Raw genomic sequence first — 24,727 nt, forward strand, 5'->3', positions numbered from 1 at the left:
GCCCGTGCAGGCTCTTTTGGAACCACAACATGCGTACATCGAAATGGGCGATTCTCGTCTATGTCGCCGTGATCATCTTCGGATGCGTCGCGGCGCTTCCCAACGTGCTGACGCCAGCACAGCGTGAACAATTCGCCGCCTGGCTGCCGGTCAAGCCGGTGACTCTCGGCCTCGACCTCAAGGGCGGTTCGCACCTCGTCCTCGAAGTCGACGCCGCCGGCCTGCGCAAGGCCCGCCTCGAAACCTTACTCGACGATACGCGTCGGGCGCTGCGCGCCGAACGCGTTCCGGCTTCGTCGGCCCGCATCGCCGGCGACACCGTGACGGTCAAGATCGAAGACGCTGCCGACCGCGAGAAGGTTCTGCCGAAGCTTAAAGAGTTGGCTGCCCCGGTTGGCACGCTCGGCTTTGGCGGCTCGGCTTCCGATATCGCGGTCACCGAGGATGGCGACACCATCACGGTCGCCATGACCGAGGCCGGCCTCGCCGACCGCACCACCAAGGCGGTTGAGCAGAGCCTGGAAATCATTCGTCAGCGCGTCGATACCGTCGGTGTTGCCGAGCCGCTGATCCAGCGCGTCGGCTCCGACCGCATCCTCGTCCAGCTTCCAGGCCTCGAGGATCCGACGGCACTGCGCCAGCTTCTCGGCTCCACAGCCCAGATGAGCTTCCACATGGTCGACCAGACTGTGGATCCCAATCAGCCGGCACCACGTGGCGTCGACATCCTGCCGGGTGCGCACGACAACAACAAATATGCGGTCGAAAGTCGCGTTGCGATTTCGGGCGAGCGGCTGGCCGATGCCAAGGCCGGCTTCGATCAGCGCACCAACGAGCCGATCGTTTCCTTCACCTTCGACTCCCTGGGTGCCCGCCAGTTCGCGGAAATTACCCAGGCCGCTGTCGGCCGGCCTTTTGCGATCGTGCTTGACGGCAAGGTTCTGACGGCACCGGTCATCCGCGAGCCGATCATCGGTGGCAATGGCCAGATCAGCGGCAATTTCACCGCACAGGAAGCAACCGTTCTGTCAGCGCTCCTGCGCTCGGGCGCGCTGCCTGCACCGCTGACTGTTATCGAAGAACGCTCGGTCGGCCCGAACCTCGGCTCGGATTCCATCCGCATGGGCATCTATACCGGCCTTGCCGGCTTCGCCCTCGTGGTTACCCTCATGGTCGTGCTCTACGGCGCATGGGGCATGATCGCCAATGTCGGCCTGGTGCTGCACACGATCCTGACGATCGCGCTGTTGGCCATGCTCGGCTCGACGCTGACTTTGCCCGGCATCGCCGGTATCATTCTCGGCATCGGCATGGCGGTGGACGCCAACATCCTGATCAACGCGCGTATTCGCGAAGAGACGGAAGGCGGCGCCGGCGCGATGAAGGCGCTCGATATCGGCTTCAACAAGGCCTACGCAACCATCATCGACTCCAACGTCACGACGCTTTCGGGCACCGTGCTGCTGTTCGCCTTCGGCTCCGGCCCGGTGAAGGGCTTCGCGGTCACCATGATGCTCGGCATCATCATCTCGATGTTCACGTCGATCACCGTCGTACGCCTGATGATGCGTGAGGTCGTCGTTCGCCGGAAGATGAAGAAGCTCGAAATTCCGTCGCTCTTCGGCAAGGTTCCGAAGCTTCCGTCCTTCTCCTTCATGAAGGGCCGCTTCGTCGCCATCGGGATGTCGGCGTTCCTGTCGATTAGCTCGGTGGTGCTGTTCTTCACGCCGGGCCTCAACTACGGCATCGACTTCGTCGGCGGTATTCAGGTCGAAACCACCTCGAAGAACACGCTCGACCTTCCGACGCTGCGCCACAACCTCGAAGCGCTCAACATCGGCGAAGTGGCGCTGCAGGAGTTCGGCCAGGACAAGTCGGTTCTGATCCGCGTTCAGCGTCAGCCGGGCGGCGAGCAGGAGCAGACGGCGGCACTGAACCGCATCAAGGACACCGTAGTCCAGACAATCTCCGATGCGACCTTCGAGCGTACCGAGGTCGTCGGACCGACCGTCAGCACCGAACTTGCCCGTTCGGGCTTCCTCGCCGTCGGTCTCGCGATGGTGGCGATCCTGCTCTACATCTGGTTCCGCTTCGAATGGCACTTCGCCGTCGGCGCGATCGCAGTTCTATTGCTGGACATCACCAAGACGATCGGCTTCTTCGCGCTCACGGGCATCGACTTCAACCTGACGGCCATCGCCGCGCTGCTGACGATGATCGGCTACTCGGTCAACGACAAGGTCGTGGTTTATGACCGCATGCGCGAGAACCTCCGCAAGTATAAGTCGATGCCGTTCTCCGACCTGATCGACATGAGCATCAACCAGGTGATCGCGCGATGCATCTTCACCTCGATGGCGACGGCCCTGTCGCTGGTGCCGATGGCGATCTGGGGTGGCGACGCGGTCAAGAGCTTCGCCTGGCCGATGATTTTCGGCGTGATCGTTGCGACCACGTCGTCGATCTATATCGGCGGACCGATCCTGCTCTTCCTGAACCGTTGGTGGAAAGATCGCGAAGCGTCTCGTTCGAGCACCACGCCCCAGGCGGGCACGCCGGCGGCGTGATCCGGCGGTCCCGGGATACAAAACGTGAAGGGGCGGCCCGGCGGGCCGCCCCTTTTTTGTCCGAATGTGCTGTCTTTATCCCCCTCGTGCCTTGCAGACTGATTCTTCGCTACCTAGATAGCGAGGGTCTCCGGTTCCGGGGCGGGAGAACGGATTTTGCGTCCGCGTCCCCCTAAGATTTGAAGGGTGAGAATTATTTTTCGCATCTTCATCTTTTTAATTGACGGAATTGGTAGATTATTCTAGTTTGCCAATACGTGACGCGGGGAGTCCGCCTCACGGTTGTTCATCAAACGCACCGGCATGCTGATGCCGGGCCAGCCAAAGGAGAGTGACATGTTCGGAAACGTCTCGACCGCCGCCTTCTTCGGCACGCGTCTCCTTTGTCGCGCAACAGAGAAAAAACGTCACATTCGCAATCTCTGCCGAATGTGACCGTCGAACCCCTCGAACTTTATCTTTTGCCGAAATTGAAAGTCTCCGCGCCTCCGGCGTGGAAGGAGCGTTATTTGTATGAGCAAGCAAGTTATCGAATTTGGCGGCGAAGCCGTCGGTGTGGTCGTCCCGGATGAAGATCGCTTCAAGTTCGTGGCGGTGAAGTATCACGTCTGGGATCTGGACGCGAAGCGCTTCGGCTCGGCCGAGGAAGCACGTGCCGCGATCCGCCAGCTGCTGGCCCACCAGGCCGTGTCGGCGAAGCGGCGGGGTCACAGCGCAGCGGCATGAAGCGGGTGAGAAAGGTCGTTTTCGGCTTTTCTCCCGCATCCGCCCGATACATCTGAAAATCGTCGTTGCTTCCGCTGCAAGCGTGGCCGCGACTTCGGCCAATTCCCCACTATAATTATATGTTGGCAGTACGTTTCTTGTGCTATGCCAATATATATTTGCATTTGCGCGGATGATTCCCGTATCGGGAGCCGCAGGGAAAGCGTGCCGGAATGCTGACGAAGAAGGGAAAATACGGTCTGAAGGCTTTGGTCGATCTTGCACGGCTGGAGCCGGGGGAGACCGCCTTCATCACCGAAATCGCCCAGCGCAACAATATCCCGAAGAAGTTCCTGGACACGATCCTGCTCGAACTGCGCAACGCCGGCATGCTGCGCTCGAAGAAGGGCCCGGGCGGCGGTTATTCGCTGTCGCGGCCCGCTGCCGAAATTCGCATTGGTCATGTGATCCGCACGCTGGACGGGCCGCTTGCACCGATCCGCTGTGCCAGCCGCACGGCCTATGAGGTCTGCGAGGACTGCAACGATCCCGAGACCTGTCAGGTGCGGGTATCGATGACCACGGTGCGCGACGCCGTTGCTGCGATCCTCGACTCGATGACGCTTGAAGAATTCGCCGCCGACAAGTCGATGCCGCTCGAAACTGTCGAAGAAATGCGGGCCGGCTGACGAAAACGCCACCGATCGCGCCAGTTTTCCCCCGAAGTCTGCTTCCAAGGCTTGGTTTGCCAAGAAAAAGCGCTTATCTGCCGTCAATGGTCTGGCGGGCAGCGATGCAGCCTGCCACTTAAGTCTTCGTAAGATCGGGGTCATCATGGGTTTGAGACAAGCATCTGCGCATGAGCGCACCGCGGTTGCGGCTTTGGAGTCGATCGGCCGGACGCTGACGACGGCAATGGTCGGCATTAAGGCGCTGACTGACCACCTTGGCTCCGACGAAGCTTTTGCCCGCAGTGTCGTCGATGCCGTCGAGTTGATCGGCGAGAGCCAGGGGCGTGTCGTCGTCTCCGGCGTCGGCAAGAGCGGCCATATCGGCCGCAAGATCGCTGCGACGCTGGCATCGACCGGCACCTCGGCCTATTTCGTGCATCCGACCGAAGCGAGCCACGGCGACCTTGGCATGGTCACCTCGCAGGACGTGCTGATCCTGCTCTCGTGGTCGGGAGAGACGGCCGAGCTCGCCAACATGCTCACCTATGCCAAGCGCTTCAACGTGCCGATCGTCTCGATCTGTGCCAACCGCGACAGCGTGCTGGCGCGGAATTCCGAAGTGCCGATCGTGCTGCCCAAGGTGCAGGAGGCCTGCCCGCACGGCCTCGCGCCGACGACATCCGCAATGCTGCAGCTCGCCGTCGGCGATGCGGTGGCGATCGCCCTTCTGGAGCGGCGCGGCTTTTCGGCCGAAGACTTCAAGACATTCCACCCCGGTGGCAAGCTCGGCGCGCAGTTGCGGCTGGTCCGCGAACTGGCGCACGAGGGCGCCCAGATGCCGCTGCTCCAGACGGGACGCCCGATGAGCGAGGCCCTCATCGAAATGTCGTCGAAGGGTTTCGGCGTCGTCGGTATCGTCGATGACACCGGCAAGCTTGTCGGTGTGATCACCGATGGCGACCTGCGCCGCCACATGTCGGGCGATCTGCTCCAGCAACCGGTCGAGGCGGTGATGTCGCGCAATCCGCGGGTGATCCGTGGCGACGTGCTCGCGAGTGGCGCCATGGAATTCATGCAGCAGCACAAGGTAACGGTGCTGTTCGTCGTCGGCGATGGCGGAGCACCGGTCAGCATCCTGCACATTCACGACCTGCTGCGCGCCGGCGTCGTCTGAGGGCTGGTACACCTCGCGAAAGCTGCCTAACCCTTGACCACGGCGGGCCAGTCGCCCGTCGTGCCCGGCTGCACCGGCCGTTCCAGATAGGTTGAAAGCACCACATAGCTGCGCGTCGCCTTGACGCCGGGCGTGTCGTAGAGCCGCGCCAGCAGGCCTTCCAGCGCATGGGTGCTTTCCGTGCGGACCTTGAGCAGCATGCAGGTATCGCCCGCGACCGAGTGGATCTCCTCCACCTCGGGGCATTCCTCGATGGCAAGCAGCGCCTGTGTCTTTCCCCAGCCGGTCGTGTCGACATGGACGAAGGCGAGCAACGTCTTGCCGACGGCCTCGGGATCGATCAGCGCTGCCACGCGGCGGATCGCCCCTGATCGCCTGAGCCGCTTCACACGCTCATGCGCCGCCGGTGGCGAAAGCCCGACCCGTTCACCGAGTTCGACATAGCTCGTCGTCGCATCCTCGACCAGCACGCCTAATAGTTTTCGGTCCATCGCGTCGAGGTCGCGCTCCGGTGGACGCTTCCGCCGAACGTCATCTGTATTTTGATCCATTCCGATGTTTCCTCTTGCTGCTGAATTTCATTCTGCAAACATGAGACAATGACGAACATCAATCAATCCATTTCCAGCGGTTCAGTCGACAGGGCACGTATCCCGCCCTTCGCCTACCTGCTCACCATCTGCATCGGCGTCATCGGCTCCAACTCCCTCGCCCTCGGGCCGATCGCGCCGGAGGTGGCGCGAAGCCTTGGCGCCAACGTTCCCGCCGTCATGACGGCCTCTGCCGTCTTTGGCCTGGGCACGGCCGTCAGCGCCGTTTTCCTTGGCCGCTTCATCGATCGCCATGGTCCGCGCCGCATGTTGGCTGCGGCTCTCTTGCTTCTGGCTGCAGGGCTCGGCGGCAGTGCGCTCGCGCCATCGCTTGCGTTCCTGGTTGCCGCCCAGCTCGTCGTCGGTCTGGCCGCGGGCATTGCGCTTCCCTCGATCTATACGCTGGCCTCGGTCATTGCGCCGACCGGACGCGAGAGCGAGACGATCGGCCTGGTGCTGACCGGCTGGACGCTCAGCATGGTGGCGGGCGTGCCGCTATCGGCAGCGATCGCTGATTTTGCCGGTTGGCGCACGGTCTATGTCATTGTCGCCGCCGCCACGTTGATCGCCTGCACTGCGGTCAAGTTTGCGCCGGCGCAGGAAGGCGCCACCGGTACAGCGACATCACCGCTGGCGGCATTGAGTGTTCCCGGCGTTGCACCGCTCTTGATCGCCTGCGCCGCCTTCATGGCCGCCTTCTACGGCGTCTATGCCTATATCGGCGAGCACCTGCATGCCGCACTCGGCCTGCCTGTCACCGCCAACGGTCTCATCGCCGTTTCCTATGGATTCGGTTTCGGCGCCGCCGCTTTTCTTGACCGCCTGATCGATCGTTTCGCCGCCGCCCGGTTGTTGCCGCTGATCTTCCTGGCGGTCGCGGGCGTCTACGTTGCCATGGCTGTGGCGAGCGGCTCCTACGCTGCCATGCTGGCCGTCGTCTTCCTTTGGGGGCTTGCCAACCATTTCGGGCTGAATGTGCTGATCATGCGGCTCACCGGCCTCGACCCCGCCAAGCGCGGCGCGATCATGGGGCTGAACAGCGGCGTCACCTATATCGCGCTCTTTGTCGGCACGATCGGGTTCGGTGCAGCCTATGCCCGGGCAGCCTTCTTTGTGCTGCCTTTGGCAGCGGCAGGCCTGATGCTCCTGGCGGCCTTCGCCGTCGCGACGGCGCGGCGGTAGTCTGGCTTAACAGACCCGCTGTTACGTCAGTCGTCGTCACGCGGAGGAGGCGATCCTCGGCCGCTTTTGCGGCTTGCGGCGTGGTGGCGGGTCCACGAAGGCGCCTGGCTGGTTGAGGCTGTTCTCGTTCAGCCGCGTGGCGATCGCCTCGGCGCCGGCATCGCTTCCGGCGCGCGAATAAAGATTTCCGCGTACCTGGATCGAGGCGGCGAGCAGGCGGAACATTGCGTTCGCCAGATCCGGATCTGGCGCCTGCGGCGCACGCCAGAAATCGTCGAGCGGCTGCTGGTCGGTCAGTCCGGCGATGTCGAACAAGGCCGTGCCGAGCACCTTCACCGGTCGCCCCTGCTTCAAGGCATGCAGACCGGCCGTCGAGTTGACCGTGACCATGCCTGCGCTTGCCTCCCCAAGCGTATCGAGGTTGCCTCCATCGAGATAGAAGACGCGCCCGCGAAGGTCGAACGCTGCCGCTCGTTCTTCGATGATCCTGCGCCAGGGGATCAGATCGTTGTCGAGCGGATGCACCTTGAAGACCAGGCGTGCATCGCGTGCGGCAAAGGTGGCGAAGGAAGCCAGCACTTCGGCAATCGCTTGCCTCTGGCTATGGAAGGGTGAGTGGGCCCTGAGCTGGAAATCGGTTTCGAGCTGCAGCGGGTAGACGAAATAGGGCGCATCCGCAGAAAGCAGTTTGGCAATGGTCGCCTCGGCCTCCGCGTTGCGCCGCTTTTCGGACAGGAGCCGGCGGACCCAGCCCGCATATTCGGCGAGTGGATGAAAGATCGCGTGGCGCTGATAGTGTGGGAAGAGGAACCAGAGAAAGACGTTCGGCAGATTGTAGAGCAGGTCATAGCTCGCATCGGCGAGGAACGTCTGGCTATAGTGCTTGCGCCAGTCCGGTTCCGGGACGCCCGCTGCTGCCGCAAGGATCTGCGCCGGATCGGACGGAAAATGCGAATTCGAGGACATGCCGTTGCGCTCGAGCGTCAGCCAGTCCGGCCGAAGATACCCCATCTCGACGATGGCGACTGCGACACCCTTGCGCCGCGCGACCGTGGTGGCTTCCTGGTGGTAGGCGCGTTCCTCGCCGAGCAGCAGCATGTCGGTGATGCCATGGCGCGCGATGAAGGCCTCGAGATAGGCTGGCCAATCGGCCGCCGTGCCGCGATAATTATAGGCACCTTTGCGGCCCCAGATGATCTGGTCGCCGACATTGAGGTTGATCCTCAGGCAGGTGTGGCCAATGGCTTCGAGCCGATCGGCGATCTTGCGGAAGATCGGCGACGAAGGACCTTGCAGGAACAGGAACACCCGTCGCCTTGGCCGATCGACCGCCCCGGTCGATGTCATCGAAGCGTTCTCCATCCGTCGAGCGCCGCTACCGCAGCGTATCCTTTCTGAGGTTGGCGTGGTTGAGCAGGGCCTCGAGCAAGTTCCAGGCTTCGACACTACTCGGTTCCACCGGCTTGTGGGAAGACGACTTGGCCTTGGCAAGCGGTACGATCAGGTAGTCGGTTCGCGGGTCCGGGAAGGGATCGGCAAAGGATTTGAGCAGCGGCGCATGGTCGCCGTAGAAGACGAGCCAGACCGGGCGGTCCAGCTTGTCGAGCCGCTCGCTCAGCGTGTTCAGCGCCGCATCGGATTGTTCGAGAATGGCCAGATAGATATCGACGGGATTGGTAAGATCACCGACGCGACCCGGCTCCCACGGGCCGTGATTGGCCATGGAGGCAACGAAGATGAAGCCGTTTTCATCCTCCGGCAGCTTCTCGCATGCGTCGATCACTTTTGCCGCAAGCTTCTCGTCGGAGACGTAGGGGCCGTCTCTTTCGGGGCGATGGTCGAAGCCGTCGAGCATGGTCAGCTTGGAAAAGCCGAGTTGCGGCATCGCCTTGTGCCGGAGAAAGAAGGTGCGGTCATAGGGATGGATGAAATGCGTGTTCCAGCCGGCGCGCTTCATCTTTCCCGGCCAGACCACGTCGGCATAGTGCGAGGCCCTGAGATAGGGGTAGCTGGCGTCGACGTGGATGTCGTCAGGCACCAGGCCGCTGATGACCGCGAATTCCGTGCGCAGCGTATAGCCGCCTTCGAAGACGCTGCTGAGGCGACCCCATTGCACCGCCTCGCGCCGCAGCCGATCCAAGGTCGGCATGTCAAGCGTATCGACGCCGAAGTGCCGCATGTCGATGAAGGATTCCGATTGCCAGACGACGATCAGCGGCGAGCCGTCGTCGCCGATCAGATCATGCACGGCGGCCCGGACGATCTCGGAGAGTTCCGCGACGATCTTTTCACGCCGCACGCCGAGCCAGACGATGAAGCGGAACACGACCGAGCCGAAGGTGCCGAAGCGCACCGTGTTCACCTTGACGTCGAGTGTTTTCAGCAGCCTTTGCACCAGCGCCGCCGTCGGGCGGTTCACCGGGCCGTAGAAGAGCAGAAGCCAGGGTCCGTAGGCGATCCCGAGCATCAACAGGATCCAGAACGCCTTGCCGCGATCGGGCAGGATGGCCGGCTCGAAATACATGTAAAGGCCGGACACGCCGAAGACATAGAGGAAGGCGACGGTCCAGAAGACGACGTTTAAAGAACTCGCATAGAAAATCGTCTTGTACTTGAAGACGTCGACGACGAGCGCGATATCCGAAAAGATCAGCGGCTCGCGGATGAACTTGAACTTGGCGCGGGAAATGCCGGTGAAGATGATGAAGAAGCTCATCGTGCCGGCTGCGGCATACAGCGGCCGCCAGGAGCCGGCGAAGAATCCTGCAAAGACCAGCGCGATGACCGGCAGGCGGGCAACCGCATCGACGACATCCTGCGTCCGCCCGAAGGGCGAGGGATGGGCGCGCCGCTCCCGCTTCGGCAGGGCAAAGCGATCGGTAAAGAAGATCACCGCACAGGAGAGCACGTAACAACAGAGCGTCAGTGTTCTTGGGTAGTCGTGCAGCTGAAAGGGAAGCAACGCCAAGCGGAAACCTTCATGTCTTCATGCCGGCCGACGCCGCTTGATGCGGCACAGCGTCCGCCCGACACTTAGATCTTATCGCTTGGACGTACAAGCGCCGTCAGGTCCGGCGCTCCGACACTCCACTATTATGCGTCGCGGTGTTGCCGCCGCGCGCAATCACCCTGTCGAACCACCAGTTGAGCAAGGGACGAATGGCCGGCGCGAAGCGGCCGAGGAGAAAGAGCGTGGTGCCGAAGTAGATTTCGAACCGCCCGCGGTCGATGCCCTTGGCGATTGTCTTCGCCACGGCGTCGGCAGGCCAGGGACGGACCGTGCCCATGATTTTGGCCGCTTCCGGAGGACGGCTTGCGAGTTCGCGCTGAAACTGGGGTGTCTCCGTATCCGGCGGAAAACACACGGAGACGCTGACGCCGTGGGCGCAGGCTTCCGAGCGCAGCGCCTGGGCGAAGCCGTGCAGCGCGAACTTCGACGCGCAATAGGCGGAATAGCCGTAGATGCCGATGAGGCCGGCGCCGGAGGAGATCATCATGATCCGGCCATGGCCACGCCGCTTCATGCCGTCATAGACAGCACGGACCGCGTGCACCGTGCCGGAGAAGTTGGTTTCCATCTGGCGTCGGAATGAAGCGCTGTCGAGTTCCTCGAAACGGCCGGGCTCGACGATACCTGCCGATGTCACCAGGATGTCGCAAGGACCGAAGGCTTGTTCGCACCGTAGGATCGCCGCCTCGACATCGCTTTCCGCAGCAACATCGGCAGCCTCGATCCTGATGTTGTCGGCGCTGCTCCCGCTTGAGCGGGCCAGGTCTGCTTGCGCCCGTTCCAAAAGGTCTCGAGAGCGCGCGATCAGCGAGACGCGGGCGCCACGAGCCGCGTAGATGGATGCAACTGCAAATCCGATACCGCTCGAGCCACCGGTGATGATCACATGCGTCATGCTGATATCCCGCTCAAGAGCAATTCCAGGAAAAGTGCGAAGCGGTTTTGCGTCCACAATTGCGCGAAAACGACGCAGTGATCTCGGGTCAGCGCGCCGAGAGCGCTTTCATCATCTGATCGATGTCAATGCCGCCCAGTCCGAAGTTTCGCTCGGTGAGGTCCGTCAGCCGTTCCGCCGTCAATGTTACCGTCCGGCGGATCTGCTCTTCCGTATGATCGCTGGTGATGAAGAAGCGCAGGCGCGCTAGACCCTCGGGCACCGCCGGATGGATGATCGGCAGTGCATTGACCCCTTCGGCAAGCAGATCGTTCGAAAGCTGAACGGCACGCAGGGAATCGCCGACGATAACAGGAACGACGGAAAAGCCGCTGCTGAGACCCGTGTCGAGGCCGGCTTCCTTGGCAAGCTTCAGGAACAGGGCACCGTTGCGGCGCAATGCCGCCGTCCGCGCCGGTTCGCGTTCCAGCACGTCGAGGCTCGCGGTGGCGGATGCGGCCAGCACCGGCGCAAGGCCGACGCTGTAGACGAAGCCGCCGGCGGATGCCTTGAGCACCTCGACCAGTGCTTCGCTACCGGCGATGTAACCGCCACAGCTCGAGGTGGTCTTCGACAGCGTGCCCATCCAGACGTCGATCTCATGCGGATCGACGCCGAAATGCTCGGCAAGCCCCCGGCCGGTCTTGCCGAGGACGCCGAGCGAGTGCGCCTCGTCGACCATCAGCCAGAAGCCGTATTCGGCCCGGAGCTTCAGAAGAGCCGGTAGGTCGGCGACGTCACCGTCCATCGAGTAGATGCCCTCGACGATGACCATGATGCGGCGATAGTCGCCCGCGACGGTGCGCAGCACGTGTTCGAGATCGGCGACGTCATTGTGTTTGAACAGCCGCCGGGTCGCGCCCGAGAGCTTGATGCCGGCAAGCGCGCTGTTGTGGATGAACTCGTCATGGACGACGAGGTCCTTCGGGCCCATCAGGCAGCTGATGGCAGCGACGTTGGTCAGGTAACCGCTGACGAAACAGACGGCGGCATCGACGCCGTAGAAACCCGCGATCTTCTCTTCGAGCGCCATATGCACCGGCCGCTCTCCGGCGACGAGGCGGCTCGCCGAGGCTGAGATGCCAAAGGTGCCGATCGTATCCCGCGCCTTGGCCAGCACCTCCGCATGGCGGTTGAGGCCGAGGTAGTCGTAGGAGGCGAAGTTGATCAGCTTGCGGCCGTCGATGACGGTGGTCGCCCCGGCCGCGGTCTGGTGCGCGCGATAGAACGGATTGGCGATGCCGAGTTGCTCGCTCGCGAACTTCTGGGTCATCACCTGCTTGTATTCCGGCAGATCTTCGAAACGGGCCTGCTGCCGGCGCGCCGGCGGCGGCATCTCCCGCTCCGAGCGCGCCATCCGGTTGCGCTCGGAGGATTGATGCGTGTTCCGCATCCGGTCCAGCAGGTTCTCCTTGAGGCTGCTGGTCATCTTGGATGCGCCTGGACCGTTTCCGTTCGTGCTCATTGGCTCTGTGCTTTTTCCTTCGCCGTGCCGACGTGCCGCTGTGCGAGTTCGTTGACGATCTTGTCGTCGGCGGGCTCGGCATCGTCGCTCTGGTCGCGCTTGCTGACCTTCTCATAGAGCTTGCGGGCGACATCGCCAACCGTCGTGTTGTCCGCGACCCCACTGAGCGGCATGTCGAAACCGGTATTCTGCTGGAAGCTCATGCCGAGTTCGACCGCCATCAGGCTGTCGAGGCCGATTTCCTTCAGCACCTTGCTGCGTGTGACCGTATCCTTCGATACGCGCAGGATCGCGGCGATCTCGCCGGCGACGAGGTCGAAGAGGATGTCCTCGGCCTCCTGCGGCGACTTGCCCTCGATCATTGCGACGAGGTCCATCTGGGCGCCTTCGCCGCCGGTGGCGTGCTGGTCGGCGCTGCGCAGGATGACTTCGAAGAGGGCGTTTTTGGCAACCGGCAGGTTACGCGCAGCCGACCAGTCGATCTCCGAGATCATCACCGTGGCCGCATCGACGGTGCCCGGATCGAAGGCCAGGTGGCTCTCGACCATGTCGAGCGCTGTCTGTGCCTTCAGTGCCGTCTTGCCGATACGCTTGGCGAGCAGATCGTTCACATCGGTGTTCTGGACCAGATATCCCTTGTCGGCGATCGCGCCGAAGCCGACGGCAAGACCCGCAAGACCACGGGCGCGACGGGCGCGGGCGAGACCTTCGAGGTAGCCGTTGGCGGCGACGTAGTTCGCCTGTCCCGGATTGCCGACAAGCGTTGTCGCCGACGAGAACAGGATGAAGTTGTCGAGCTTGTCGTCGTTGGTCAGCTGATCGAGAACGGCGGCACCCTTGGCCTTGGTGTCGATGACCGGGCGGTTGCGCTCGCGATTGAGATTGCTGATCAGCGCGTCGTCGAGCACCATGGCGGCGTGGACGATCGAGCGGAGCGGTGCAATCGCACGCAACTCCTTGAGGAGACGCTCGGTCGCCGTCGGGTCGGTGACGTCACAGGCGTGTACCGTTGCCGACACGCCGGCCTTCGCCCAGGCCTCGATCATCGCCGTCGTTTCGGCATCCGCCTGACCGCGGCGCGAGCAGAGCGCAATCTTCGTCGCGCCTTTTTCGACGAGCCAGTTGGCAGCAGCCAGACCGAATCCGCCGATGCCGCCGACGACGAGATGCATGCCGTTCGGATCGACCTTCATGCCGCCATGCGGGCGCTTGGCGACGCGATGCTTGCCGGTGACCGGAGGCAACACGACGATCTTGCCGATATGGCCCGCATTCTGCATCAGCCGGAACGCGTTGCCGATCTCGTCGAAGTCGAAGGCACGGTAGGGAAGCGGCGTGAGCTTGCCGTCTTCGAACAGCGCGCCGATCTCGGTGAAGATCCGCTTGGTAAGCTTCGGCTGGTTGACCAGCAGCTGGTCGGCGTCGATGCCGAAATAGCTGACATTGCGGCGGAAGGGCCGGAGACCAATCTTGCTGTCGGCATAGTAGTCGCGTTTGCCGAGCTCGAGGAAGCGACCGAAGGGCTTCACGAGTGCCAGGCTCTGTTCCATGGCTTCGGCAAAGAGCGAATTCAGAACGAGATCGACACCCTCTCCGTCCGTTACGGCGCGAACGTCGTTGACGAAACCGAGCGAACGGGAATCGAAGACGTGATCGGCACCCAGCATCGACAGGAAGCGGCGCTTCTCGCGCGTGCCTGCCGTGGCGATGACCTTGGCACCCTTCAGTTTCGCGACCTGCAGCGCGGCAAGGCCGACGCCGCCGGCAGCGCCGTGGATGAGGATCGTTTCGTCCGGCTGGATGCGGCCGAGTTCCACCATGGCGTAATAGGCGGTCAGGAAGGCGACAGGCACCGTTGCCGCGGCAACCGGGCTGACAGTCTGCGGCAACCTGGCGACGCCGGCGCGTGAGACGACGGCGTGGGTCGAGAAGGCGGATGAGGCGATTGCCATGACGGCATCACCGACCACGAGATCGTCGACGCCTTCGCCAACGGCAACCACGTGGCCGGAGAGTTCCATGCCGATCGTCGCGCCTGCGAAACCATCTTCGAGCGCTTCTTCGGGCAGCAGGCCCATCGCCCACATCACGTCGCGGAAGTTGAGGCCTGTCGCGGCAACCGCGACGACGACTTCACCCGGACCTGCGGCGGGAATGTCGCTCTCTTCCCAGACGATGCTGCCCACCTGCGAGCTGACGCGCTGGCGGATCGTTGCGGCCTTGAAGGTGTCGATCGCCGCATGGGCGTTGTCGACCGGGCCGGGCACAGCACGGATTTCGGAAAGCGCCGCGTCTTGTCCCTCCAGCAGCCACTCGCGGTTGGCGTTGGCGCTGCCGAGCAGCGGAGATGCTGCCGCGATCTGCTCGATCGTGGTCGGCGAACCGTCGATATCGAGCGAGTGCACTTCGAGGAACTCATATTCGTTCTGAAGCACGCGGGCGAAGGCCCAGAGACCGGCATTGACGCCGTCGCTTGGAACCGTTGCGCCCGTTGTCCGGCTCGCGATCGGGGCTCCGCCTGGCGCGACGAGCACGAGACGCGGACGATTTTCGCCAGCGGGCTCGGCTCCGCCGATATGCTGACGCAAGGCTTCGGCGAAGGCGCCGAGAGCAAGGATTTGGGTCTGCAGCGAAGCGGAATCGTCTGTTCGGGATGCAGCTGTCGGCGACGCGAGGAAGATTGCCCGCAGCGGCTGTTCGCCAAGGGCCTCGAAACCGCTGAGAAGCGCTGCTTTGTCGGCTGCGATATCGCCGCTGAGATTGACCGGAATAGCCGATGCCGAAGGCTTGTTGCCCTTGCCGCCCGCGATCTGCAGCAGCAGATAGGGGCCGGTAGCCGGTGCTTCGGCACTTACGGCAGCCGCGGCGGCGCCGCGCGCTTCGAGCAGGATGACATTGCCGCTCGCGCATTCGCGGTCTGCAATATTGACGTCGCGCAGGTCGAGATCACCGAAACATTTCTGCCAGTGCGGGACCGCCGCAAGATTGCCGATCGGGAACTCCGCGGTCTGGCTGCGGGCGAACCACCCCTCGGAAAGTCCGAGGGCAAAATCGTTGAAGAGCGATGGCGCGCTGACGGCGGCTATCAACCCGCCGGTATCGCGAAGCGTCGAGCGAAGCGCGGTGCGGACCGCCACGTCGTCCTCGATCAGGCTGTAAAGCCCGTCAGAGGCGCTGACTGCGAGGTCGAAGGACGTGAGCGTTGCAAGCTCACCCTTTTTGAGAATGCGCACATGGGCGTCGTTCTCGAAGGCCAATTCAAGCCCACGCTGGGCGTTGTCGCGCGCTTCGAATACGGTGAGGCTTGCGCCGTGCTTTTCGGCAAGCGTCGCCAGTCGGCGGGTAAAGGCCGACGAAACGCTGCCGAGTTCGACGATGCGCAGGCGCGCGCCGGAAGATGCCGAAGTCAGGATCTTTTCGAGCGCCTCGAGGACGAACGCCATCCGCTCCCGGCTTGCCCCGGAGTGGACGGCTTGATGATCAAGCGTGGCATCGCTGATGAAGGTGGTGCCATGAGCCGTTTCGTCGCCGGCCTGGAGCGCGTCAAGGCGCGCAAGGGCCTCCGCATAGGCATTGTTGATCAAGACGGCTTCGACGGCGCGGTCGGACCGCTCGCCATAGAGTTCGCGCAGGATCTCCGGGACGCTCGGCAGGTTGAAGTCCTGAGCAATCGTCCAGACGCCGTCCTTGTGCTCGCAGAGACCGGCGTCTTCCAGGACGTAGAGGCAGCTCGTCAGGAAACATTGGAAGGCAAAATCGCCGGGCAGGTTGTTGCCCTGAATGGTCGATCGACCCTTGGCGAGTTTGAGCGCAATCTCCTGGCAGGCGCGATAGATGGCTGCGTTGAAGAGCAACGTCGTGTTGTCGACGCCGGCTTCGCTGGCGGCGGGCATGGCGATCTTGATCGGCGCCGGCGCCTGACGCTGCAGACCCGGCAGCGTCGCTTCCGATTGCACGGCCTCGTAGTGGAAGGACAGCGCGTCGAGCGTCTTGTGCTTGCGCAGATAGGTACGGCGGAAGCGGCAATCCTCGAAGTGCGCGATCGGTGCGCCCGACTTGTCGAAGAAATGGAACTTCGCCTTGATCGAATTGGGGCTGACGCGCTCGATCTCGATCATTGCGCGCGCGATTGGCTGGCTGCCGTTGACGACCCGCACCGAACCGAAGCGCACGGGGATATAGGGGGCACCGCTCTTGTCGCCGGTGAAACGATCGAAGAGGGCGACAAGTCCGTGGAAGGTTGCGTCGACAGAGATCGGGTTCAAGGCGTAGGTGACGAGCGGATGGCCAGCAGCATCAGGCGTCTTCAGCTCGACATCGACCAGCCGGTCGCCATAGGCGACGGCCTTGGCCAGCAGCTGGAAGCGCGGGCCGTAGTCGAGACCGAACTGTTTCGCCGTCTCATAGGCACGGCCAGGCGCAACCGTTGCGGTCTTCGCCAAGCCGGCAAGCGACGGATAGGCGCGCTCCTCGGCCGGCAATGGCTTGCGGCAGCGGGCAACCGCATGCACGGCCCAATCGTCTTCCGACAGCCGTTCGCGCGAGCGGATCTCGATGTCGCCGGTCTCCGGCGAAAGCACCGTCGACAGCTCCATGATCTTCGTATCGCTGAGTTCCAGCGGGCGAACGATCTCCAGATTGGTGATCTCAACTTCGTCGCTGCCGTAGAACTGCTGTGCAGCGGCGACAGCGATTTCGATGAAGCCGCTGCCCGGCAGGATCGCCTTGCCGTCCACGACGTGTTCGGCGAGGTCGGGGAAGAGATGGGCGTCGACATGATTCTTCCAGCTGCCGCTGTTCGGGTCGCTGCGCCAGCCGATCAGGCGGTAGGGCTTGGCGGTCCGGCCGAAGAGGTCGGTAGCGTCGGTCGTTGCCGCGGGGCGCAGCTCGACGGGCTCGAACGGCAGGCTGGGAAGGGCGATCGAAGCGTTGCGCTTGCCGAAGACGCGGGTCGTGTCGACCACCGCGCCGTGCGCGACGGCACGCGCCATCGCTGCCGAAATCGGGTCCTGGCCGGTTTCGCCGACATCCCGGAGCAGGGTCGGTACGACCATGCCCGGGGCTGCGGCCTGCTTGATCGTCTCCTTGACATAGGACGACAGGATCGGACGCGGCGAAATTTCAATGAACAGGCGGCAACCCATCTCGATCGCGGCCTCGGCGGCCGCCTGGAAGCGGACCGGCTCGCGCACGTTCTTCCACCAGTAGTCCGGATCGAGTTGCGTGCCATCGAGCGCGGCACCTGTGACCGTCGACAGATAGGCGAGCTCGGTGCGGCGCGGTGCGATATCCGGAATGTCGGAGAGGAAGGCGTCCTTCGCCCGATCGATGATCGGGTGGTGGAAGGGATAGTTGATGTCGAGAATCTGGACCGGGATCTTCGCCTTGCGCGCAGCGTCGCGGAAGGCCGAGATCTGGTCGGCCGGTCCGGAGATCGTCACGGAATTGTGGGCGTTGACCGCTGCGACGCAGAGGTTGTCGAGACCGCGCGCCTCGGCAAAGGCCCGTGCGGCGTCTTCTCCGAGCATGACGGCCGCCATCGTGCCGTGGCCGGCAAGCAGGTCCTGATGCAGCGAGCGCTTCGCCACGATCGAAACGGCGTCGACCAGTGAGAGCGCACCGGCGGCGTAGGCGGCGGCGATTTCACCGACGGAGTGGCCGAAGACTGCGACCGGCTTGATGCCCATGGCAACCAGCGAGTCGGAGAGGGCGGCCTGCACCGCGAAGAGCAATGGCTGGGCGATCTTCGTATCGCCAAGCTTCTTGTCGAGATCAGGATCGGTGAGAAGATCGGTCAATGCGATGTCGGAGTGGAACTTGAACAGCGCGCTGACCGAGGTGAAGCACTGACGGAAATGCAGGTTCTCGCGGAACGCTTCGACGCCCATGCCGGCCCATTGTGAGCCGTTGCCGGAGAAGACGAAGGCGACCTTGGCGTCGCGGACGACGGCTTCGCCGACTTCACCGATGCCGGAGCCCGGCTTTTCCAGGTGGCTGGCGATCGCGCGGACGATATCTTCCGGCTGATCGCTGCGAGCGGCAAAGCGATGGCGCATATGGGTGCGGTTTGCACCTGATGCGGCGATCATCGCCCGTGCTTCACCCTTGGAAGCATGTGCGAACGCCGCCTTATAGTCGCTGAGAAGCGCCTCCAGGCTCGACGCCGTATGGGCGCTCGCCAGGAAGACATGGCCGGAAGACGATGGGTTTGACGCCCTTTCGTCGGCCGCAGGTTCCGGATCGCTGATGACGACGTGCGCATTGGCGCCGCCGAAGCCGAAGGAGTTGATGCCGGCAAGGCGAGCGCGTTTTCCCCTCAGCAGCTCGATCGGGTTCGCCGTGACGCGCACGTTGAGACCGTCGAAGTCGATGTGTTCGTTCGGCGTGTCGAAGTGCAGCGAAGCCGGCAGGTAGTTGTTTTCGAGTGCCATCACGGCCTTCAGCATGCCGAAGAGGCCGGAAGCGGGTTCCGTGTGGCCGATGTTCGACTTGATCGAACCGATCGGCACCGGTGCCCGGCGCTTGGCGCCGATGACCGTTCCGATCGACCAGACCTCGGCCGGATCGCCGACCTTGGTGCCGGTGCCGTGCCCCTCGACAAAGGCCACCTGGTTGGCGTCGATGCCGTTGCCTTCATAGATCGCCCGCAGAAGATTGGCCTGCGCCTCGCGGGAGGGGAGCGAAATGCCGTTGGTGCGCCCGGCCGAGTTCACGCCGGTCGCGACGATGCGCGCGTAGCTGCGGTCCTTCTCCCGGCGCGCCCTGTCCGAGCGGCGCAAGACGAAGACCACGCCACCTTCGGCGCGCACATAACCGGCGCCGTCATTGTCATAGGCGCGGCAAAGCCCCTCGGGCGAAAGCATGCGCGCCTGGGCGAAGCCGACGAAGGGAAGGGGATGGGCAAGGATGTTGACGCCACCGACGATCGCGGTGTCGATCTCGCCCGACGTCAGAGCCCGCATCGCCTGGTCGAGCGCGACCAGCGAGGAGGAACAGGCGGTATCGACCGTCATGCTCGGACCGCTGAGGCCAAAGATGTGCGAGATACGGTTGGAAACGATCGACAGCGTGTTGCCGGTCATGAAGTAAGGGCCGGCGGCAGCCGGGTCCTCGACCGTCAGGTTGGCATGATCGAGGCTCGATGCGCCGATATAGACGCCGACATTCTCGCCATTCAGCGACGTTGCAGAGATATTGGCGTCTTCCAGTGCGCGCCAGGCGAGCTGCAACAGCACGCGCTGCTGCGGATCCATGTACATGGCTTCGCGCTGCGACATGCCGAAGACGGCGGGATCGAAATCATAGAGTTGGTCCAGCACGCCGGCGGCAAAGGAATAGGTCTTGCCCTGCGTGCCCATGACGGGGTGCCAAAAACGCGCGACGTCCCAGCGATCCGACGGAATGCTGGTGACGGTGCACTTGCCCTGACGAAGAAGTTTGAACAACGCCGAAGGCGATTCTGCTCCAGGGGCGAGGCATGCTCGCCCAATTATCTCAACAGCCATGTATGATCGAACGCTCTAAACTGCCGCTAAAGTTGCATCTGCGATTGCGCGTCGGAGGCCGAAATGCAATCGCCAATCGTCATGCTGCCAGGCTATCCCCAGCTATATTCGTTCCGCCTCATTAGTCAGCTTTTAACTTAAAGTCCCTAGCTTTCAACCCCAAAGACTGAAGATATACACGCTGTCAACGCCAATCCAAGGCGGATAGGGCGATAAACCACACTCAAGGTAGAGAAGGTATGACCAGAAAGACGCGGCTCCAAATATTTTGCCCGTCTTGGTCTTCGGATGACTTGTTGTGGGACGGCGATTGTGCTTTTCAGAGACCGGCGATTTCCCGGTCGGGAGATAATGCGGCACGGAACTGTGAGTAAAATCATGGCTGTGTCGAATTTGGAGTGTCGTAGTTGAAACGAGTCAGTGCCCTTCTGCTTTGTACCGCCCTCGTGGGATGCCAGGCCGTTCCGGGCGAGGGGCCGCTGGCTGGGGCGATCGTCAAGGATGCCGGTCAATCCGGCGCCGAGATCGGCCGGCAAAATGCCACCGTTTTTGATATTGTCGATGTGGATGGCCGCTCCGCGCGCCTCGTTTCCGACTATGTCTCGTCGACGCTCAACCGCCGTTTCGGCATTGGCGGCGGCGTCGGCCGAGTCGTGATCGGCGTCGGCGACCAGCTCAAGGTCTCAATCTTCGAAGCCGGCAGCGACGGGCTGTTCTCGACGGCAGAGTCCAAGCAGACGAGCATCGATCTCGTCGTTCAGCCTGATGGCAAGGCTGCGATCCCCTATGTCGGTCCGGTCAACTTTGCCGGCCTGACGCTGGAGCAGGCGCGCCAGGAGATCCTGGAGGCGCTGAAGCAGAAGGCGGTCGAGCCTGATGTCATCGTCACCAGCATGAGCACCGCCTCGCGCAACGTCACGGTTTCCGGTGCAGTCGGCAAGTCGTCGGTCGTGCCGCTCAGCCTCGTCGACGAGACGATCAATGAGGTCATCGCCAAGGCGGGTGGCCCCGTTGCGCAGCCCTACGAGACCTATGTCACGCTGGTGCGCGGCAAGAAGACCGGAACGGTCCTCCTGAAGTCGATTATCGAAAATCCGTCGGAAAACATCCACGTCAAGCCGGGTGACCAGATCTTCGTATCGCGCGACCCGCGCCGCTTCACGATCCTCGGCGCAGTCAAGGCCAACCAGCGTGTCGAATTCGGCGCCAATGACCTGAACCTGCTCGAAGCCATGGGCCTTGCCGGCGGCGGCTCGGACTACACGCTCGACATGAAGGGCTATTTCATCTTCCGTTACGAAGAGCCTGATGTCGTCATGAGCCTGCTTGGCCAGCAGCGTTTCAACGAGATGCTGCGCAAGGGCATGAAGACCGACAGCACGGGTCGCTACCCGATCGTCTACCGCTTCGACATGAGCAAGCCGGATAGCCTGATCGTCGGCCAGACCTTCCCGATCAAGAACCGCGACGTCATCTATGCTTCGCGCCACCCCTCGGTCGACTTCTCGAAGTTCCTCAACTTCATCGCCCAGCCGGTCGGCATCGCCAATTCCGGTTTCTCGATCGCCGACAATCTCAACGGCAACTAATCACGTTAAACAGCTTTTCTCGGGGGCGTCGACCGCAGGGTCGGCGCCTTTTGCTTATCTGTCCTCCTGATTTTCAAAGCACGTGGAAGCGGCTTGTCGCCGCTCAAATTCTGTGATTGATCTTGGACTTAAATCGATTTTGGTGATCGATGGACGTTGGCAGGCAGGAATGAACTATGGCGGATAAAGCGTTGATCGTCGTGGACGTGCAGAACGATTTCTGCCCGGGCGGAGCGCTTGCGGTTGCAGGCGGTGATGAGATCGTGCCGATGATCAACGGCTTGATTGGCCGCTTCGAGCACGTGGTGCTGACGCAGGACTGGCATCCCGCCGGCCATTCGAGCTTTGCCTCCAGCCATCCCGGCAAGACCCCGTTCGAGATGATCGCCATGCCCTATGGCGGCCAGACGCTCTGGCCGGATCATTGCGTCCAGGGAACAGCCGGTGCCGATTTCCATCCGGCGCTCGCGTGGACGCGGGCCGAACTCCTGATCCGCAAGGGCTTCCGGCCCGAGATCGACAGCTATTCCGCCTTCTTCGAAAACGATCGCCGGACACCGACGGGTCTCACCGGCTATCTCAGGGACCGCGGCATCAAGAAGGTGACGCTGTGTGGGTTGGCGACCGATTTCTGCGTCGCCTTTTCCGCGCTTGATGCGGTTACACAGGGATTTTCGACATCCGTCATTCTCGAGGCCTGTCGGGGCATCGACCTCAACGGTTCGCTTCAGGCAATGGTCACGCGCATGCGCGATGCCGGTGTCGAGCTGAACTAGTTCGAGACCCTCGCGCTGAGGAAGGAGAGATTTCACCAATGACGAAGACCGATATCGCCAGGCGTGTCTATAACCATGCCTGGAAGCTCGACCCGATCGTGCGCAGCCTGCTGGACACGGATTTCTACAAGCTTTTGATGCTGCAGATGATCTGGCAGCTCTATCCGGATGTCGATGCGACCTTCTCGCTGATCAACCGCACGAAGACGGTGCGGCTTGCCGACGAGATCGACGAGCAGGAACTGCGCGATCAGCTTGATCATGCGCGCGAGCTGCGCTTCTCCAAGAAGGAGATGATCTGGCTCGCCGGTAACACGTTCTACGGTCGCAAGCAGATCTTCTCGCCGGAATTTCTTGCCTGGCTCGCCAAGTTCCGCCTGCCGGACTATGAGTTGAAACGCAGCGGCGGTCAGTTCGAATTGACCTTCCGTGGCCGCTGGGCGGAAACCACCATGTGGGAAATCCCGGCGCTCGCGATCATCAATGAGTTGCGTTCACGCTCGGCGATGAAGGGCCTCGGCCCCTTTACCCTCGACGTGCTCTATGCTCGCGCCAAGGCAAAGATGTGGTCCAAGGTCGAGCGCCTGCGGCAGTATCCGAACCTCAGGATTTCGGATTTCGGTACGCGGCGCCGACACAGCTTCCTCTGGCAACGCTGGTGCGTGGAGGCGCTGAAGGAAGGGATCGGAAGTTCCTTCTCGGGCTCCAGCAACGTGCTGCTTGCCATGGATACGGATCTGGAAGCGCTCGGCACCAACGCGCATGAGCTTCCGATGGTGGCCGCGGCGCTTGCCCGCAACGACAAGGAACTGGCCGCCGCCCCCTACAAGGTGTTGCAGGACTGGAACCAGCTCTATGGCGGCAACCTGTTGATCGTGCTGCCGGATGCGTTTGGAACAGCGGCGTTCCTTCGCGATGCACCCAAATGGGTCGCGGACTGGACGGGCTTCCGGCCGGATAGTGCGCCGCCGATCGAAGGTGGCGAGAAGATCCTCGCTTGGTGGAAGAAGATGGGCAAGGACCCGCGGGAGAAGCTGCTGATCTTCTCCGATGGCCTCGACGTCGACACGATCATCGAGACCTATCGCCATTTCGAGGGACGCGTGCGCATGAGCTTCGGCTGGGGCACCAACCTTACCAACGATTTTGCCGATTGCGCCCCGACGGAAATCAGCGGCCTCAACCCGATCTCGATCGTCTGCAAGGTCAGCGAAGCCGATGGCCGCCCGGCGGTGAAACTCTCCGATAATCCACGCAAGGCGACCGGCGATCCGGCGGAGGTCGAGCGCTACCTCAAGTTCTTCGGCTCACAGGATTTCGTCGAGCAGGCGGTCAAGGTTTAGCCGTCAAAGCTACTCCAGGAAAAGCCTGGAGCGGCTTTCCAGCACTTCAAAAAAAGAAACCGGCAGAAGCCGGTTTCAAAAGGGGATCAAAGATGTTGCGACTGTCCATCATCGCAATGTCAAATCTGGCAGTGGAATCTTAAGGTTGCGTTAAGGCGCCAACCTGCCGTTGCATTTCACCTCTCTAGAACACGAACATATAGAGAAGGATGATGACGATGAGCGGCACGCCCATGAGCCAGAGAACGATACCTTTCATATGCAAGCCTCCGCGTTACTGCCTTTGAAACGGTAACGCGGCATCGGGGAATACGTTCCCGATGCTTGGTGCTCGAACAGTCGGTTCGATGGCGAGAGTGCCCCGTATGAAATCTACTTTCCCGAGCGGAGGGGGGAGGCGTGGGCGCGCCCGAATCGAAGGATATCGCAATTGGCCGAACACGATAATTGCTCCCGAAGGAAAATTCGGGAGCGGGAGGTCGGACTTTTGCGGACGCCTTGGATGGTTGCCCGAACAGAACGGCAGTGCAGGTGTCGCCGTTTACGCAGGACAAGCCAGGATAGTCGCGGCGTCCCAACGGAGATATCTGATTGATTTCGCATGAGGAAAACTGGTGCTGCTAGAGAGATTTGAACTCTCGGCCTCTCCCTTACCAAGGGAGTGCTCTACCCCTGAGCTATAGCAGCATCTGGCGGCCGGTTCGTTGACAAGCCGCATCAAGCGAGGGGGCTATTGCCATAGCTGAGCGGGGAGTGCAAGTCGCATTTCGAAGTTTTTCGTGAAGACCTGTGAGAAAGTTCGCCGGTGCTTCCGAAGACCCTGGTTTTGCGCTAATGCAGGACTATGCAAACAAACGACAGCGACGGCAAGAAAACCGAGCCCGTGCCGGAAGAGCAGCGGACCGAGGGCAAGGTGCGCCGGGAGAAGAAGAAGGATACGACCGAGTCGGACCTGAAAAAGGCGCGTCTTGCCAGGAACTTGCGCGACAATCTTCAGCGCCGCAAGCAGCAGGCGCGGGCGCGCCGTTCCGGTGCAGCCGATGAGGTCAGCGGCCTTCCTGCCGCAAAAACGGACGAATCCCAAGATTAGTACGGGGCAGGGGCGGCGTTCGCCGGCTCCTTCCCGTTTGCCGGCGGCTCAGCCGTCTGGCGTCCAATTGCATAAATGCCCTTGGTCGGGTCGATCCAGGGCAGCGACTTAACCGATATGGCGACC

At 62.4% G+C, this 24,727-nt stretch carries 16 protein-coding genes and 1 tRNA gene; 9 read left to right on the top strand and 8 right to left on the bottom strand.

What is annotated here, in order from left to right; genetic code table 11:
• Positions 1-29 precede the first annotated feature (29 nt).
• On the top strand, positions 30-2,567 hold the full coding sequence (gene secD / locus IB265_RS02575) for a protein translocase subunit SecD (protein WP_057248152.1): 2,538 nt from the start codon (positions 30-32) through the stop codon (positions 2,565-2,567).
• Positions 2,568-2,809: 242 nt separating this feature from the next.
• On the opposite strand, the gene IB265_RS37280 is transcribed toward secD, so the two are convergent.
• Positions 2,810-2,941, bottom strand: coding sequence for a hypothetical protein (locus IB265_RS37280; protein WP_255570941.1), 132 nt, complete (start codon positions 2,939-2,941; stop codon positions 2,810-2,812).
• A 139-nt stretch (positions 2,942-3,080) separates the two neighbouring features.
• On the opposite strand from IB265_RS37280, the gene IB265_RS02580 reads away from it, so the two are divergent.
• The 3 genes from IB265_RS02580 (at position 3,081) to IB265_RS02590 (ending at position 5,117) form a co-directional block, all read left to right on the top strand.
• Positions 3,081-3,293, top strand: a complete 213-nt coding sequence (locus tag IB265_RS02580; RefSeq protein ID WP_057248153.1) for a hypothetical protein — start codon at positions 3,081-3,083, stop codon at positions 3,291-3,293.
• 212 nt (positions 3,294-3,505) lie between these two features.
• A complete protein-coding gene (locus IB265_RS02585; protein ID WP_057248154.1) occupies positions 3,506-3,961 on the top strand; it encodes an Rrf2 family transcriptional regulator in 456 nt (151 codons plus the stop codon).
• A 145-nt stretch (positions 3,962-4,106) separates the two neighbouring features.
• Entirely contained in the window at positions 4,107-5,117 is a 1,011-nt protein-coding gene (locus IB265_RS02590) for an SIS domain-containing protein (protein WP_057248155.1), read from the top strand.
• 26 nt (positions 5,118-5,143) lie between these two features.
• Here IB265_RS02590 and IB265_RS02595 read toward each other — a convergent pair whose 3' ends face one another.
• Positions 5,144-5,668, bottom strand: coding sequence for an Lrp/AsnC family transcriptional regulator (locus IB265_RS02595; RefSeq protein ID WP_057248156.1), 525 nt, complete (start codon positions 5,666-5,668; stop codon positions 5,144-5,146).
• Positions 5,669-5,716: 48 nt separating this feature from the next.
• On the opposite strand from IB265_RS02595, the gene IB265_RS02600 reads away from it, so the two are divergent.
• Positions 5,717-6,889: an MFS transporter gene (locus tag IB265_RS02600; protein WP_192494616.1), complete on the top strand. Its 1,173-nt coding sequence runs from the start codon at positions 5,717-5,719 to the stop codon at positions 6,887-6,889.
• Between the two features lie 36 nt (positions 6,890-6,925).
• On the opposite strand, the gene IB265_RS02605 is transcribed toward IB265_RS02600, so the two are convergent.
• The 5 genes from IB265_RS02605 to IB265_RS02625 form a co-directional block, all read right to left on the bottom strand.
• Positions 6,926-8,236 carry a capsule biosynthesis protein gene (locus IB265_RS02605; RefSeq protein WP_057248158.1) on the bottom strand — a complete coding sequence of 437 codons (1,311 nt, stop codon included), beginning with the start codon at positions 8,234-8,236 and terminating at the stop codon, positions 6,926-6,928.
• Positions 8,237-8,264: 28 nt separating this feature from the next.
• Positions 8,265-9,857, bottom strand: a complete 1,593-nt coding sequence (locus IB265_RS02610) for an LTA synthase family protein (protein ID WP_057248159.1) — start codon at positions 9,855-9,857, stop codon at positions 8,265-8,267.
• A 97-nt stretch (positions 9,858-9,954) separates the two neighbouring features.
• Positions 9,955-10,794: an SDR family oxidoreductase gene (locus IB265_RS02615; protein ID WP_057248160.1), complete on the bottom strand. Its 840-nt coding sequence runs from the start codon at positions 10,792-10,794 to the stop codon at positions 9,955-9,957.
• A gap of 88 nt (positions 10,795-10,882) precedes the next feature.
• Positions 10,883-12,298, bottom strand: coding sequence for an aminotransferase class I/II-fold pyridoxal phosphate-dependent enzyme (locus IB265_RS02620; protein WP_057248161.1), 1,416 nt, complete (start codon positions 12,296-12,298; stop codon positions 10,883-10,885).
• Entirely contained in the window at positions 12,295-19,803 is a 7,509-nt protein-coding gene (locus IB265_RS02625; RefSeq protein ID WP_057248162.1) for a type I polyketide synthase, read from the bottom strand. The genes IB265_RS02620 and IB265_RS02625 overlap by 4 nt, the downstream gene beginning before the upstream one ends.
• Before the next feature lie 407 nt (positions 19,804-20,210).
• On the opposite strand from IB265_RS02625, the gene IB265_RS02630 reads away from it, so the two are divergent.
• From IB265_RS02630 to pncB, 3 genes are all read left to right on the top strand, one after another.
• Positions 20,211-21,392 carry a polysaccharide biosynthesis/export family protein gene (locus IB265_RS02630; RefSeq protein WP_057248163.1) on the top strand — a complete coding sequence of 394 codons (1,182 nt, stop codon included), beginning with the start codon at positions 20,211-20,213 and terminating at the stop codon, positions 21,390-21,392.
• 176 nt (positions 21,393-21,568) lie between these two features.
• Positions 21,569-22,168: a bifunctional nicotinamidase/pyrazinamidase gene (pncA, locus tag IB265_RS02635; protein ID WP_057248164.1), complete on the top strand. Its 600-nt coding sequence runs from the start codon at positions 21,569-21,571 to the stop codon at positions 22,166-22,168.
• Positions 22,169-22,206: 38 nt separating this feature from the next.
• Positions 22,207-23,511 carry a nicotinate phosphoribosyltransferase gene (pncB, locus tag IB265_RS02640; protein ID WP_057248165.1) on the top strand — a complete coding sequence of 435 codons (1,305 nt, stop codon included), beginning with the start codon at positions 22,207-22,209 and terminating at the stop codon, positions 23,509-23,511.
• Between the two features lie 612 nt (positions 23,512-24,123).
• On the opposite strand, the gene IB265_RS02645 is transcribed toward pncB, so the two are convergent.
• Positions 24,124-24,198, bottom strand: a tRNA-Thr gene (locus IB265_RS02645).
• 157 nt (positions 24,199-24,355) lie between these two features.
• On the opposite strand from IB265_RS02645, the gene IB265_RS02650 reads away from it, so the two are divergent.
• A complete protein-coding gene (locus tag IB265_RS02650) occupies positions 24,356-24,601 on the top strand; it encodes a hypothetical protein (RefSeq protein ID WP_057248167.1) in 246 nt (81 codons plus the stop codon).
• The last annotated feature ends 126 nt before the right edge of the window (positions 24,602-24,727 follow it).

The organism is Ensifer sp. ENS10 (assembly GCF_014852025.1).
Taxonomy (GTDB): Bacteria; Pseudomonadota; Alphaproteobacteria; order Rhizobiales; family Rhizobiaceae; genus Ensifer.